The sequence below is a fragment of the Siccirubricoccus phaeus genome (assembly GCF_008360935.1).
Classification (GTDB): Bacteria; Pseudomonadota; Alphaproteobacteria; order Acetobacterales; family Acetobacteraceae; genus Siccirubricoccus; species Siccirubricoccus phaeus.
Genome location: NZ_SRXO01000008.1, coordinates 156,486 through 170,123, shown reverse-complemented (window position 1 = coordinate 170,123; position 13,638 = coordinate 156,486). Strand labels below are relative to the sequence as shown.

Sequence of the window (13,638 nt, the reverse complement as noted above, 5' to 3'; positions counted from 1 at the left end):
GGCCCGTGCATCCGGCGTTTGGCCGGCAGGTTAAGCCGAAACCCGCCGGCCGCAAACCGCCTGCTTAGAGATCCACCTTCCCGGTATGCAGCTTCAGCCGCATATGGTCCGGCACCTCCTGCCCCGCATCGGTGAAGGCCTTGCGCAGCGCGCTCATGCTGGGGCCGAAGATGCCGCTGCGGTTCTCGCTGCACCAGTCGCGCGATTGCTGCGGCATGGCCAGGCTGCCCTGGAAGCGCGGCATCACCCAGCGGGCGAACAGCTCATAGCTGCGCAGCGTGTCCTCCCGGTTCGCCCATTCATGGGCGCGGAACAGCACGCCGCCGGCGCCGCCCTCGGTGAATTCCAGCAGCCTTGCGATGCCCGCCGCCACCGTGTCCGGGCTGCCCACCAGCGTGGTGCCGGCCTTCAGCCCATCGGCCAGCGGGTTCTCGCTGCGCATCGGCGGGCGGCCCAGCGTTTCGCTGAAATAGGTCAGGGTCTCCAGCTTCTCGCCATGCGCCACGTCGCGGAAGGCCCGCTCATCCTCCTCGGCGCAATGCATGTTGACGACGAGGCGCCAGCCGGCGCGGTCCATCTTCTTGCCGTGCTTCTCCGCCTCCGCCTCGCCCTGGCGCCAGGACTCCGCCAGCTTCTGCGGCCCGCCTGGCAGGCCGGCGCCGAGGGAGAGCAGCCCGACGCCATATTTCCCAGCCGTGATCGCGCCGGAGGGGGTGGTGGCGCTGGCGACGGCGATGGGGAAGTGCGGATAGGTATAGGGCGCCAGGTGCAGCCGCGCCTGGTTCAGCTCGAACCAGTCGGTCTTGATCGTCACCGGCTCCTCGCAGGCCAGCAGCCGCATGATGGCGCCGAGGCTCTCATCCATCATGCGCCGCTGCTCCTCCGCCTTGATGCCCATCATATAGGCGTCGGAGACCAGCGCGCCCGGGCCGCAGCCCAGCATGGCGCGGCCGCGCGTCATGTGGTCGAGCTGGACGAAGCGCTGCGCCACCAGCAGCGGGTGGTGATAGGGCAGCGAGGTGACGCCGGAGCCGAGCATGATATGCTTCGTCCGCTCCGCCGCCGCGCCGATGAAGATCTCCGGCGAGGCGATGATCTCCCAGCCGGCCGAATGATGCTCGCCGATCCAGGCCTCGTCATAGCCCAGCGTGTCCAGCCATTGGATGAGCTCGAGATCGCGGCCGAGGGCGAGGGTCGGATTGTCGCCCACCCGGTGGAACGGCGCCAGGAAGATGCCGAAGCGCAAGCCGCGATGGGCCATGGGGTGCGTGCCTTTCTGGATGTTCAGCCCGGAAGGCTAGGAAGCCACCGGGGCCGAGGTCAACCTTTGGACGAACGACCGGTCACACCCCCGGCCGCCCGGCACGGGACGGTGACGCAGGGCACGGCGAGGCAAAGGGCCGCCCGCCATTTTGCTGCCATCGCCCGGAGAGACCGCCATGCCCGCTCCCGAGACCACCGCCTTGCCCCTCCACCGCAGCCCACGGCAGCGCGGCCTGCTCCGCCGGCTGCGCTGGTGGTGGCTGCGGCGGCAGAGCGCCGCCATCCTGCGGCGGATCGCGGCCGAGCATCGGCGGCCTGGGCCGGGCCCGGCGGCGGAGCCGGGCTGGGAAAGGCGGCTGCTGATCATCGCCCCCGGCTTCGGCGTACTGCGCCTCTCACGCTGAGGGTGCCGCCCAGGGCAGGCTGTACCCCGCGAACCGCCGGGGACATCAGCGCGGCCGGTCGGCGATCCGCAGCGCGGCGGAGCCGCCGCTCAACCGCAGATGCGGCCCGGCCTCGCTCAGCGCCCCGTCCTCGGCGATGCGGAGGACGGAGACGTCCCGCTCCACCATATTGCCCACCAGCAGGGTGCGGCCATCGGCGGAAAAGGCCGCGCCCTGCGCCCAGGTGCCGACCCTGGCCTCGGAGACCACCGCGAGCCGGCCATTCTCCACCCGCAGCAGCTTCACCAGCCCCGGGCCGTGGAAGGGCGAATCCGCCGGCTTGTTGGACCCGTTCATCACCGTCACCGCGATGAAGCGGCCATCGGGACTCGCCATGATGCCCTCCGGCGTCTGGCCGACGCTGACGGTATCGACGATGCGGAAGGGCAGGTGGCGCAGATCCACCAGGCTGACCGTATCCGCATCCCCGGTGCCGCGGCCGATGTTCGCCACCGCCGCCCATTGCCCATCCGCCGTCACCGTCACGCCATAGGGGCGGACGCCGGTGGTGATCTCCCGGTCCAGCTTCACCACCCGATCGCCGTCGATCTGCAGCACGTTCAGCGAATGGTCGCCGTAGCGCGTCACCAGCGCGTGGCGGCCATCCACGGTGAACTGCACATGGGAGACCTCGGCGGAGACCGGCCCGATCTCCACCTTGCCGGCCGGCGTCACCTGGCCGTTGGCGATGCGGTAGATGCTGACCGTCCCTTCCGCCCGGTTCGCCACCAGCGCCATGGTGCCGGCACGGTTGATGGAAAGGCCGGCGGGGGCCAGGCCGGTCGGCAGCGTGGCCACGAGCCGCGGCGGCGTCGCGGTAAGGTCCAGCACCGAAAGCGCGTTGCCGGGCACCAGCTTGCCGGGGTCCGCCGGGTCCCGCACCTGGTTGGCGGTGACGAGGGCCAGGCGCTCATCTGGGGTGATGGCGACGGAAAGCGGCGGGCCGACCACGCTGGTCGGCACATTCACCTCGCCGCGAAGGACGGGCGGGGAGGCGGAGAGGTCGATGACCGCGACCGTATCCGGCGGCCCCTCCCGCAAGGTGCGGGCGACGCCGTTCTCCAGCGTGGACTTGCCGTCATTGGCAGACAGCGCAAGCTGGGCCGCCGCCGGGTCGGCGAGCCCCAGGGCGAAGGCAAGCGCGGCGGCGCATGGCAGCATGTTCATTGTGCGGGGTTCCTCCCTGCGGGAAGTCTCCGCCGCGGCGCGCCGCCTGTCGAGGGGATCGCAGGCCCGGCCTGGGCGGTCCCGCAGGCCCCGCCCTGGCCGGCCGTCCGGCTCAGCGCGGTCCGTGCAGCGCCGAGGCCAGATGCTGTGCCGCGCTGGCCCATTGGTGCAGCGCGGAATCGTTCATGGCCCGCATTTGGCGCAGCCAGCCATCATAGCTGCTGCGGCAGAGCTGGAGCTGCTGCTCCACCAGCCGCTCCGTCTCCCGCACCATCAGGGCGGAGAGGTCCATGAAGGGCTGCGCCGTGGCGCGGCCGACGCCGGCGAAGGGCGGCAGGAAGGGCCAGGCGGCGGCCGTCTCCGCCGCCTCATGCCGCGCCGCCTTCGCTGCGGGGGAGGAGGGTGGCGAGGGGACGACCTGCGGGGGGGCAACCTGCGGGGCGGCCACGGCCCGGGGCGGGGTGGGAGGCGTGCCGGATGCGGATGCGCTCATGGATCTGGTTCTCCTCTCTTCGTTGGTGGACCGGGCTGCCCGGCCGGCGGCGCCGGCGGCCTTCAGGGGGCAGGCTTCAGTGGGAAAGCAGCACGGGCAGCGTCATCGCCCCCAGCAATTGGCGGGTCACCCCGCCCAGCGCCCATTCGCGCAGCCGCGAATGGCCGTAGCCGCCGATGACCAGCAGATCGACATCCAGCTCCGCCATCCGGTTCAGCAGGATGTCGCCCACCGAGATATCGGCGCCGGCGATGCGCTCCACCTCCACCGTCACGCCGTGGCGCGAGAGGTAGCGCGCGATGTCGGCGCCCGGCTCCTCGCCATGGCTGCCCGGCGAGTCCTCCGGGTTCACCACCAGCACGGTGGCGCTGGCGGCCTTGGCCAGGAAGGGCAGCGCATCCTGCACCGCCCGGGCCGCTTCCCGGCTGGCATTCCAGCCCAGCAGGATGCGCCGGCCGCAGCTTTCGAACCGCCCGGCATAGGGCACGACGAGGACCGGCCGACCGGCGCCGAACAGCACCTGCTCGATCACCACGCCGGCGCCCGGGGGCACGCCATCCGGGCTTTCCTGGCCGAGGATGGTGAGATCGGCATAGCGGGCATGGCAGGTCACCACCTCAGCCGTGCTGCCCTCCGCCTGGCGCCACTCGCCCGGCAGGTCCTCCCGCCGCAGGCATTCGCGGAAGGCGGCTTCGGCCTTTGCCGCCGCTGCCAGCTCCTCGCTCCGCAGCGTGTCGATCAGCGCCGCCGCCGCCGCGCCGCTGGCATCGGCGGCGGCCAGCGCCGGCAGCATGGCATCCACGACGAACAGTCCGGTCAGGTGCGCGCCGTGCTGCCGCGCCAGGCTCGCCGCCAGCCGCAGCCGTTCCGCGGAACGGTCCGTCCCGTCCAGATGCACCAGAAGGTCCTTGAACGACATCGCCTGTCCTCTCACCCAATGGCGCCCGCGTGACGCATGCCGGGCAGTCTGCCCACAGCCGGGGCCCGCGGACTTGATCGGAGTCAAACCCCGCCGAATTCCCGCCGAGGGGCAGGAAGGCTGCGCCCGCCGGCCCGCCCTGCTACCCATGCGGCATGATCGGCATAGATTGGGGCACCACCTCCCTCCGCGCCTACCGGCTGGCCGCCGACGGCACGATCCTCGGCCGCATCGAGCGGGAGGCGGGCATCCTCACCATTCCCGCCGGCGGCTTCCCTGCGGCGCTGGAGGCGGCGATCGGGCCCTGGCTCGCCCAGGGGGAGAGCCAGGTGCTGCTCTGCGGCATGGTGGGCAGCCGGCAGGGCTGGGTGGAAGCGCCCTACCTGCCCTGCCCCGCCGGACCGGCGGAGATCGCCGCCTGCCTCACCCGCATCCCGCATGAACGCGCCGAGCTGTGGCTGGTGCCCGGGCTGGAGGCGCGGGATGCGGGCGGGGTGCCGGATGTGATGCGGGGGGAGGAGACCAAGCTGATCGGCCTGCTGGCGGCGCTGGGCGAGGCGCCGGCGCTGGCCTGCCTGCCCGGCACCCACAGCAAATGGGCCTGGCTGGAAGGGGGGCGGATCAGCCGCTTCGCTACCCAGATGACGGGCGAGGTGCGGGCAGTGCTGCTGGCGCACAGCATCCTCGGCCGCATGGCGGGGGCGGGGCCGACCGATGCCGCCGCCTTCCGCCGGGGCGTAAGGCGGGCCAGGGAGGCGGGCGGGCTGCTGCACCACCTCTTCGGCACGCGCGGGCTGGGGCTGATGGGGGAGCTTTCGGCGGCGGAGACGGCGTCGTACCTCTCCGGCCTGCTCATCGGGCACGAGATCGGTGCGGTGCAGCCTGCGGGGACCGTGCTGCTGGCGGGGGCGGAAGCGCTGACGAAAGCCTATGCGCTGGCCTTCGAGGAATACGGGCTTGCCTGGAGGCTGGACGACGTGGATCTGGCGGCGCGGGGGCTCCATTCAATCGCAGTGTTGAGGGAGGGCTCTGCCCTCTCCTAAACCCCCACCCGCCAAAGGCCGAAGGGCCCTTGGAACCCTTGAGTCTGGACCCGACGGTCGAAGCGCAAAACTCATGGTTTCCAAAGGCCCTGCGGCCTTTGGCGGAGGGAGCCCGAGGGAGGCAGAGCCTCCCTCGGTCGGCGAAACATCTGGCATCCATCCCCATTTCGGGTGAAACCACCGCCCCACAACCCAGAACCGGGGAAACGCCTATGCCTACCCGCCGCCAGCTTGCCCTGCTTGCCGCCCCTGCCCTGCTCCTCGGCCGCGGCGCCGCGGCGCAGGAGGTGACGCTGCGCCTGCACCATTTCCTGCCCGCGGTGTCCAACGTCCACCGCTTCTTCCTGCAGCCCTGGGCGCAGAAGGTCGCGCGCGAAAGCAATAACCGCCTGCGCATCCAGATCTTCCCCGCCATGCAACTCGGCGGCGCCCCGCCCCAGCTTTTCGACCAGGCACGGGACGGCGTGGCCGACATCATCTGGACCCTGCCCGGCAACACCCCCGGCCGCTTCCCGCGCATCGAGGTGTTCGAGCTGCCCTTCGTCTCCCACAAGAAGGCCATCGTGAACTGTCTGGCGGTGCAGGAATTCGCCGAGGCGCAGCTCCGCGAGGAATTCCGCGAGGTGCACCCGCTCTGCGTCTGGGGCCATGGCGAGGGGCTGATCCACGCCCGCCGCGAGGTGAAGGTGATGGAGGATCTGCGCGGCCTGAAGCTGCGCTTCCCCTCCCGGCTGAATGGCGAGGCGCTGCGCGCCCTCGGCGCCGCGCCCGTGGGCATGCCGGTGCCACAGGTGCCGGAGGCGCTGAGCCAGGGCGTCATCGACGGCGCCGTGGTGCCGTGGGAGGTGGTGCCCTCCATCCGCCTGCAGGAGATGGTGAAGTTCCACACCGAGATCCCCGGCAGCCCGACGCTCTACATCGCCACCTTCATCCTGGCGATGAACAAGGCGAAGTACGCGGAGCTGGCGCCCGAGCTGCGCGCCGTGCTGGACGCCAACAGCGGCGCCGCCGCCGCCCGCATGGCCGCCGTGCCCTGGGATGAGCGCAACCCGGTGGTGGAGGCGGAGGCCCGCCGCCGCGGCAATCAGATCACCGTCATCACGGAGGCCGAGAAGGCCCGCTGGGTGGAGGCGACGAAGCCCGTGGTGGAGAATTGGCTGGCGCAAACCCGCGAACGCGGCCTGGACGGCGCGGCGCTGCTGGAGCAGGCGCGGGCGCTGGTGGCGAAGCACGGCGCCGGCATCGGCTGAAGGGCGGCGCATGGAGGAGCAAGCCCCGCCGCGCGGCCCGGTCGCGCGGCTCGGCAGCGCGCTGGCCCTGGCGGGCGGCGCCGTGCTGCTGGCCACCGCCTTGGTCTCCACCTGGTCCGTGCTGCAGCGCTGGGCCACGTCGCAGCCCATTCCTGGGGATTTCGAGCTGGTCTCGCTCGGCTCCGGCCTGGCGGTGATGGGCTTCCTCGCCCGGGGCACGCTGACGCGCAGCAATATCCTGGTGGACACCTTCACCACCTGGCTCCCGCCCCGGGTGAACGCCCTGGTGGACGCCTTCTGGACCCTGGTCTGGCTGGCGGCGGCGACGGTGCTGGCGGAGCGGCTGCTGGTCGGCGCGCGGGAAACCCTGGCGAGCGGCACCACCACCATGGTGCTCGGCCTGCCCACCTGGTGGGCCATCGGCCTCGGCGGGCTCTGCTTCGCGGCGACGGCCCTGGCGGCGGCGTACTGGGCCTGGCGCCTGCTGCGGGGGCGCGGCTGATGGCGCCGGAATTCCTCCAGGCCGCGCTCGGCTTCGCCGCCTTGCTGGCGCTGATCGCGCTGCGCTGCCCGGTCGGCCTCGCCATGCTGCTGGTGGGCGCCGGCGGCTATGTCTGGATCGTCGATGCCGCGGTGCTGCTGAACTACCTGAAGACCACGCCCTGGCATCTCTTCGCCAATTACACCCTCTCGGTCATCCCGCTCTTCATCCTGATGGGCGCGCTGGCGGAGCGGGGCGGGCTGGCGCGGGACCTCTTCGCCGCCGCCAATGCCCTGGTCGGCCATCATCGTGGCGGCATGGCGATGAGCGTCATCGGCGCCTGCGCCGCCTTCGGCGCGGTCTGCGGCTCCTCGGTCGCCACCACCGCCACCTTCGGCCGCGCCGCCCTGCCGGAGCTGCGGCGCTATGGCTACGACCCAGGCCTCGCCACCGGCACCATCGCGGTGGGTGGCACGCTCGGCATCCTCATCCCGCCCTCGGTCATCCTGGTGGTCTATGCCATCAGCACGGAACAGAACATCGCCAAGCTCTTCATGGCGGCGCTGATCCCGGGCGTGCTGGCGGCGCTGTTCTACATCCTCGCCATCTTCCTGCTGGTGCGGGCGCGGCCCGCCTTGGTGCCACCGGCGGCGCGGTCCACCGGGCCGGAGAAGCGGCAGGCGATGCGCAACGTCATCCCCGTGCTGCTGATCGCCCTGGTGGTGGTGGGCGGCATCTATGGCGGCGTCTTCACCCCCACCGAAAGCGCCGCCATCGGCTGCATCGCCACCTTGGCGGTCGGGCTGGCCCGCCGCACCCTGGGACGGCGCGAGGTGGTCTCGGCGCTGCTTGCCACCGCCGAGACCACGGCGATGATCTTCGTCATCCTGCTCGGCGCCGAGGTGTTCAACGCCTTCCTCGCCCTGACCTCGGCGCCGGAGCTGCTGGCCATGTGGATCGGCGAGCAGGGCTTCCCCCCCTATGGGGTGCTGGGGCTGCTGCTGCTGGCCTATATCCTGCTGGGCGCGGTGATGGATGAGCTGGCGATGATCCTGCTCACCCTGCCGATCTTCTTCCCGGTGGTAACGGCGCTGGATTTCGGCCTGGGCGGGGCGGAGCCGACCGCGATCTGGTTCGGCATCCTGGTGCTGATCGTGGTCGGCATCGGGCTGACGGCGCCGCCCATCGGGCTGAACGTCTTCGTGGTGAGCTCGCTCGCACGGGACGTGCCGATCGCCCGCACCTATCGCGGGGTGCTGCCCTTCCTGGCGATGGATCTGCTGCGGCTGGGGCTGTGCGTGCTGTTTCCGGGGCTGAGCCTGTGGCTGGTGCGGCTGCTGGGCTGATACCGGCAGCCCGAAGGGCCGGACGGCCGCGCGCGCAGGATTGGTGGACGGCAGCGCGCAGGCCGCGATCAGGGCCGTTCGGCCGGGGCGCGGCGCCGCCTGCCGCCTGTCTCAGGCGGCCGCCACCCAGGATGTCCCGGCAGCCGGCAGGGCCATGGCGGCGATCTCGCCGATCAGCACCAGGGTCGGCCCCTCCCCGCCCGCCGCCGCAACCCGGTCGGCGATATCGGCCAGCGTGCCGGGGATGCGGCGCTCCTCCGGCAGCGTCACGGATTGCACGGCGATGGCCGGCGTCTCCGGCGCCATGCCGGCGGTCAGCAGCCGGGCCGCCAGCAAAGGCAAGGTACGCACGCCCATATAGATGGCCAGCGTCCCGCCCCGGGCCAGCGCCGTCCAGTCATGCGCCGGCAATTCGCCCTCCCGCGTATGGGCGGTGAGCAAGTGCAGGCCGCGCGCCATGCCGCGATGCGTCAGCGGCACCTGCAGCGCGGCGCCGACCGCCAGCGCCGTGGTGATGCCGGGCACCACCTCCACCGCCACGCCGGCCGCGCGCAGGCTGGCCAGCTCCTCGCCGCCGCGGCCGAAGACGAAGGGGTCGCCACCCTTCAGCCGCACCACCATCCGACCGGCCCGGGCATGGGTGGCGATCAGCCGGTTGATCGCCGCCTGCTGCGCCGAAGGCCGGCCGCAGCGCTTGCCGACATCCACCAGCCGCGCGCCGGGTTTCGCCAGGGCGAGGATCTCCCGCCCCACCAGGCTGTCGAACAGCAGGACGTCAGCCTCGCCGATCAGCCGGGCGGCCTTCAGCGTCAGCAGGTCCGGATCGCCCGGGCCGGCGCCCACCAGGAAGGCGCGGCCGGCCATGCCGGCGCCGCTCGCGGTTCGAGAGGTCATGCTGTCACGCGCGTGCCGCGGGCCGCCCTTGGCCCGCTGGTTCGAGTCACCTCGGGCGGGAGAGACGCCCTTGCCTTGCCCCCGCATCGGGCCTGCTGGCGCCGATGCCGACGCCCTAGGCAATGGCCAGCCGAGAGGCAAGGGAATTGTGCCCGGCTGTTGACCGGCCTGGCGTGCCGGGCGACCCTCGCAGGTGCCGAGAGGGGGCGCTGCCCCCGCTCGGGCTCTCCTCCGCCAAAGGCCGAAGGGCCTTTGGAAACCATGAGTTCTGGAGCCGGCGGTCGAGACGCCGAACTCAAGGGTTCCAAGGGCCCTTCGGCCCTTGGCGAGGGGGAGTTCGAGGGGGAGCAGAGCTCCCCCTCAATCACCACGAAGACGAGGAAGCGCCCCATGTTCGTCCAGCTCGGCGATGTCTGCGTCCACGCCACGGCGGAGGGGCCGGAACGCGCCCCGCCCGTGCTGCTCATGCATTCCCTCGGCACCGATCTGCATATGTGGGACCCGCAGGCCGCGGCGCTGGCGAAGCGTTTCCGCGTCATTCGCATGGATATGCGCGGCCATGGCCTCAGCGACGCCCCGCCCGGCCCCTACACCATGGAGCAGCTCGCCCGCGACGGCCTCGCCCTGCTGGATGCGCTTGGCATCGGCCAGGCGCATCTCGGCGGCGTTTCCATCGGCGGGCATATCGCCATGCGCATGGCGGCGCTGGCGCCGGAGCGCGCGCTCTCCCTGCTGCCCTGCGACACGGCCCTCTCCTTCGGCGGCCCCGCCGGCTGGCAGGAACGGATGGATGCCGTCCGCGCGGGCGGCATGGCGGCGGTGGCCGATGCCACCATCGCCCGCTGGGTGCTGGACACCTCCCTCGCCTCCTCCCGTGCCCTGAAGCGCATGCTGCTGACCACCGACCCCGTGGGCTGGCTGGGCTGCGCCGCCGCGCTGCAGGGCGTGACCGGAGAGGAGCTGACGGGCAGGCTCTCCTGCCCCACCACCATCGTGGTCGGGGACCGCGACCCCTCCACCACGCCGGATGCCGCCCGCGCCATCCAGGCCGCCATTCCCGGCAGCAAGCTCGTCATCATCCCGGAAGCCGCGCATATCCCGAATCTCGAGGAGGAAGGCGCGATGACCCGCGCCGTGCTCGGCCATATGGAGGAGGTCACCGCCCTGCCCGCCGCGGCGGCGGAGGCCGGGATGCTGGTGCGCAAGCGCATCCTGGGCGAGGCGCATGTCGCCCGCTCCGAGGCCAACCTCACCGCGCTGGATGCCCCCTTCCGCGACTACATCCTGGAAGGCGTCTGGGGCCGGGTCTGGACGCGGCCGGGCCTCTCCTACCGGGACCGCAGCCTGCTCTGCCTCGGCATGCTGGCCGCCCTCGGCCACCATGAGGAGTTCCGCTTGCATGTCCGCGCCACGCGGAATACGGGCGTGACGCCGGAGGAGATCGCCGAGGTGCTGCTGGCGGTCAGCGCCTATGCCGGCATCCCCGCCGGCAACAGCGCGCTGCGCATCGCCAAGGAGACGCTGCGGGAGATGGAGGAGGCATGAGCTACGCACCGGTCGCCCCAGGCAGCCAGCCGCCCCTGGATGCGCCCGCCTATGGCAGCACCCATAAGCGCCACCCGGACCAGGCCCCCATCCGCATCGCCCCAACGCTGACGGAGCTGGCCGCGCCGCGGATGACGGAATCGCTCTACCCGTCCAACGCCAACCTGGCGAAAGGCCCGGGCTGGGAAGCGCAGGGGGAGCGGATCATCGTCGCCGGCCGCGTGCTGGACGAGGCTGGCCGCCCGCTGCAGGGCGCCATGGTGGAGGTCTGGCAGGCCAATGCCGCCGGCCGCTACAACCATGAACGGGACCAGCACGACGCGCCGCTCGACCCCAACTTCAAGGGCGAGGGCCGGGTCTTCACCGATGCCGAGGGCTGGTACCGCTACACCACCATCCGCCCCGGCGCCTATCCCTGGCGCAACCACCACAATGCCTGGCGGCCGGTGCATATCCACTACTCGCTGTTCGGCCAGGGCTTCGCCCAGCGGCTGATCACCCAGATGTACTTCCCCGGCGACCCGCTGCTGCCGCTGGACCCCATCTTCAACTGCGTGCCGGACGAAGCGGCGCGCAGCCGGCTGGTCGCCAGCTTCGACCTCGACATCACCCAGCCGGAATACGCGCTGGGCTACCGCTTCGACATCGTGCTGCGCGGCCGCCAGGCGACGCCGATGGAGAACCCGGCATGAGCACGGCGAGCCAGACCGCCGGCCCCTACTGGCACCTGATCGACTTCCCCGAATGGGCCGACCTGCTGCGCGGCGACGGGCCGAATGCCGGCATCGCGGGGGAGCGCATCACCCTGCTCGGCCGCGTCACGGATGGCGATGGCGCGCCCTGCGCCGATGCCATGGTGGAGCTGTGGCAGGCCGATCCGGAGGGGCAGTACGACGGCGCCTTCCACGGCTTCGGCCGCTGCGCCACCGATGCCAATGGCGAATTTCGCTTCACCACGCTGAAGCCCGGGCCGGTGCGGGCGGCGGGCAATGTCTTCCAGGCGCCGCATGTCACCCTTTCCCTCTTCGCCCGCGGGCTGCTCAGCCAGCTCGTCACCCGGCTCTACTTCGCCGGCGAGGCGCTGAACGAGCAGGACCCGGTGCTGAACGCCGTGCCGGCGGCGCGGCGCGGCACGCTGATCGCCCGGCCCGAAGGCCCTGGCACCTGGCGGCTGGACATCAGGCTGCAGGGCGAAGGGGAGACCGTCTTCCTGGAGGTATGACCCGGTGGCGCCGCGCCATCGGCGGATCGACTTCGTCGCCCCCTTTGCCTATGGCTTCGGGCCGGATATTGGCGGGCAGGGGTGGCGCTGTCGCCGGCAGCGCTCGCCCCCGGCGCCCGGACCGAGGAGCATCGCAAGAGATGAGCGTCAATCCCGCCGACAGCCCCGTGCTGGGGGCCCTCTACGGCACCGATGCGATGCGCGCCGCGATGGGCGAGATGGCCTTCCTGCAGCGCATGCTGGATGTGGAAGCGGCGCTGGCCCGGGCCCAGGCGAAGCTCGGCATCGTGCCGGAGGCGGCGGCGAAGGCGATCACCGCGGCGGCGGATGCGAAGCGGCTGGACCTGCCCGCCCTGGCCGCCGCCACGCGCAACACCGGCTACCCGGTGGTCGGTCTGGTCAAGCAGCTCTCCGCCCTGGCCGGCGCCGAGGCCGGGCGCTGGACGCATTGGGGCGCCACCACCCAGGACATCATGGACAGCGCCGTGGTGCTGCAGATCCGTGACGGGCTGGCTCTGATCGAAGCGGAGCTGGAGGCGGTGATCGCCGGCCTCGCCGCCATGGCGCGCACGCATCGCGATACGGTGATGGCCGGCCGCACCCATCTGCAGCACGCCCTGCCCACCACCTTCGGCTGCAAGGTCGCGGTCTGGCTCAGCCCGCTGATCACCATGCGGGAACGCTTCGCCCAGCTCCGCCCGCGCGTGCTGAAGCTGGAATTCGGCGGCGCCGCGGGGACGCTGGCCTCGCTCGGCGCGCAGGGCCTCGCGGTGCAGGCGGGGCTGGCGGAGGAGCTCGGCCTCGCCGTGCCGGACGTGCCCTGGCATGTGGCGCGGGACGGGTTGGCGGAGACGGTCTCGCTGCTCGGCCTGGTCTGCGGCTCGCTGTCCAAGCTCGCCACCGATGTCATCCTGCTGATGCAGAACGAGGTGGCGGAGGTGGCGGAGCCGCATCAATTCGGCCGCGGCGGCTCCTCCACCATGCCGCAGAAGCGCAACCCCATCTCCTGCGAATACATCATCGCCCAGAGCCGCGGCGTGCACGCGCTGGTGCCGCAGATGCTGGCCGCCATGGCGCAGGACCAGGAACGCGGCACCGGCCCCTGGCAGGCGGAGGCGCTGGCGATCGGCCAGTCCTTCCTCCTCGCCCATGGCGCGCTTTCCTGCGCCCGGGTGCTGGCGGAAGGGCTGGTGGTGGATGCGGCGCGGATGCGGCGCAACCTGGACAGCACCGGCGGCCTCATCATGGGCGAGGCGGTGATGATGGGCCTCGCCCCGGTGCTGGGCCGCGGCGAGGCGCATCACGTGGTCAACCGCGCCTGCGACCTGGCGCTGGCCGAGGGGATCAGCCTGGCCGCGGCGCTGGGGCGGGAGCCCGCGCTGGCGGGCCGGCTGGATGCGGCGGCGCTGGCGAAGCTGACCGAGCCGGCAAGCTATCTGGGCGCGGCGGGGGATTTCGTGGACCGGGTGCTGGCGCGGCTGGGGTAGCGCCGCGGGCCTTCGCACGGTACGACCACAACCGGGCGTAGTGGTAGCTATTCCCCGCGAAATTACATAATGTGGCCTTGTCCCT

At 71.9% G+C, this 13,638-nt stretch carries 14 protein-coding genes; 9 read left to right on the top strand and 5 right to left on the bottom strand.

The window, feature by feature from the left end; genetic code table 11:
- Nucleotides 1–64 precede the first annotated feature (64 nt).
- On the bottom strand, nt 65–1,261 hold the full coding sequence (locus E5N76_RS13490) for an LLM class flavin-dependent oxidoreductase (protein WP_149537824.1): 1,197 nt from the start codon (nt 1,259–1,261) through the stop codon (nt 65–67).
- A gap of 178 nt (nt 1,262–1,439) precedes the next feature.
- Here E5N76_RS13490 and E5N76_RS13485 point away from each other — a divergent pair, with 178 nt between their 5' ends.
- Nucleotides 1,440–1,667: a hypothetical protein gene (locus tag E5N76_RS13485; protein WP_149537823.1), complete on the top strand. Its 228-nt coding sequence runs from the start codon at nt 1,440–1,442 to the stop codon at nt 1,665–1,667.
- A gap of 45 nt (nt 1,668–1,712) precedes the next feature.
- On the opposite strand, the gene E5N76_RS13480 is transcribed toward E5N76_RS13485, so the two are convergent.
- The 3 genes from E5N76_RS13480 to E5N76_RS13470 all read right to left on the bottom strand — a co-directional run bounded on the left by E5N76_RS13480 (nt 1,713) and on the right by E5N76_RS13470 (nt 4,285).
- Complete coding sequence (locus E5N76_RS13480; RefSeq protein WP_149537822.1) at nt 1,713–2,873, bottom strand: YncE family protein; 1,161 nt, start codon at nt 2,871–2,873, stop codon at nt 1,713–1,715.
- Nucleotides 2,874–2,985: 112 nt separating this feature from the next.
- Nucleotides 2,986–3,366: a hypothetical protein gene (locus tag E5N76_RS13475; RefSeq protein ID WP_149537821.1), complete on the bottom strand. Its 381-nt coding sequence runs from the start codon at nt 3,364–3,366 to the stop codon at nt 2,986–2,988.
- Between the two features lie 76 nt (nt 3,367–3,442).
- On the bottom strand, nt 3,443–4,285 hold the full coding sequence (locus E5N76_RS13470) for a universal stress protein (RefSeq protein WP_149537820.1): 843 nt from the start codon (nt 4,283–4,285) through the stop codon (nt 3,443–3,445).
- A gap of 155 nt (nt 4,286–4,440) precedes the next feature.
- Here E5N76_RS13470 and E5N76_RS13465 point away from each other — a divergent pair, with 155 nt between their 5' ends.
- The 4 genes from E5N76_RS13465 (at nt 4,441) to E5N76_RS13450 (ending at nt 8,405) form a co-directional block, all read left to right on the top strand.
- Nucleotides 4,441–5,328 (top strand): 2-dehydro-3-deoxygalactonokinase, encoded by an 888-nt coding sequence (locus E5N76_RS13465; protein WP_149537819.1) that lies wholly within the window; start codon nt 4,441–4,443, stop codon nt 5,326–5,328.
- Between the two features lie 212 nt (nt 5,329–5,540).
- The gene (locus E5N76_RS13460) at nt 5,541–6,578 is read left to right on the top strand and encodes a TRAP transporter substrate-binding protein (protein WP_149537818.1); all 1,038 of its coding nucleotides are present in this window, start codon (nt 5,541–5,543) and stop codon (nt 6,576–6,578) included.
- 10 nt (nt 6,579–6,588) lie between these two features.
- Nucleotides 6,589–7,080 (top strand): TRAP transporter small permease, encoded by a 492-nt coding sequence (locus E5N76_RS13455; RefSeq protein WP_149537817.1) that lies wholly within the window; start codon nt 6,589–6,591, stop codon nt 7,078–7,080.
- Nucleotides 7,080–8,405 (top strand): TRAP transporter large permease, encoded by a 1,326-nt coding sequence (locus E5N76_RS13450; protein ID WP_149537816.1) that lies wholly within the window; start codon nt 7,080–7,082, stop codon nt 8,403–8,405. Before E5N76_RS13455 ends, E5N76_RS13450 begins: the two co-directional genes overlap by 1 nt.
- Nucleotides 8,406–8,516: 111 nt before the next feature.
- On the opposite strand, the gene cobA is transcribed toward E5N76_RS13450, so the two are convergent.
- The gene (gene cobA, locus E5N76_RS13445; protein WP_207791970.1) at nt 8,517–9,299 is read right to left on the bottom strand and encodes a uroporphyrinogen-III C-methyltransferase; all 783 of its coding nucleotides are present in this window, start codon (nt 9,297–9,299) and stop codon (nt 8,517–8,519) included.
- Between the two features lie 390 nt (nt 9,300–9,689).
- Here cobA and pcaDC point away from each other — a divergent pair, with 390 nt between their 5' ends.
- The 4 genes from pcaDC (at nt 9,690) to pcaB (ending at nt 13,553) form a co-directional block, all read left to right on the top strand.
- A complete protein-coding gene (pcaDC, locus tag E5N76_RS13440; RefSeq protein ID WP_149537815.1) occupies nt 9,690–10,844 on the top strand; it encodes a bifunctional 3-oxoadipate enol-lactonase/4-carboxymuconolactone decarboxylase PcaDC in 1,155 nt (384 codons plus the stop codon).
- Complete coding sequence (gene pcaH, locus E5N76_RS13435; RefSeq protein WP_149537814.1) at nt 10,841–11,536, top strand: protocatechuate 3,4-dioxygenase subunit beta; 696 nt, start codon at nt 10,841–10,843, stop codon at nt 11,534–11,536. Before pcaDC ends, pcaH begins: the two co-directional genes overlap by 4 nt.
- Nucleotides 11,533–12,066 carry a protocatechuate 3,4-dioxygenase subunit alpha gene (gene pcaG, locus E5N76_RS13430; protein WP_149537813.1) on the top strand — a complete coding sequence of 178 codons (534 nt, stop codon included), beginning with the start codon at nt 11,533–11,535 and terminating at the stop codon, nt 12,064–12,066. The genes pcaH and pcaG overlap by 4 nt, the downstream gene beginning before the upstream one ends.
- A gap of 140 nt (nt 12,067–12,206) precedes the next feature.
- Nucleotides 12,207–13,553 carry a 3-carboxy-cis,cis-muconate cycloisomerase gene (pcaB, locus tag E5N76_RS13425; protein ID WP_149537812.1) on the top strand — a complete coding sequence of 449 codons (1,347 nt, stop codon included), beginning with the start codon at nt 12,207–12,209 and terminating at the stop codon, nt 13,551–13,553.
- The last annotated feature ends 85 nt before the right edge of the window (nt 13,554–13,638 follow it).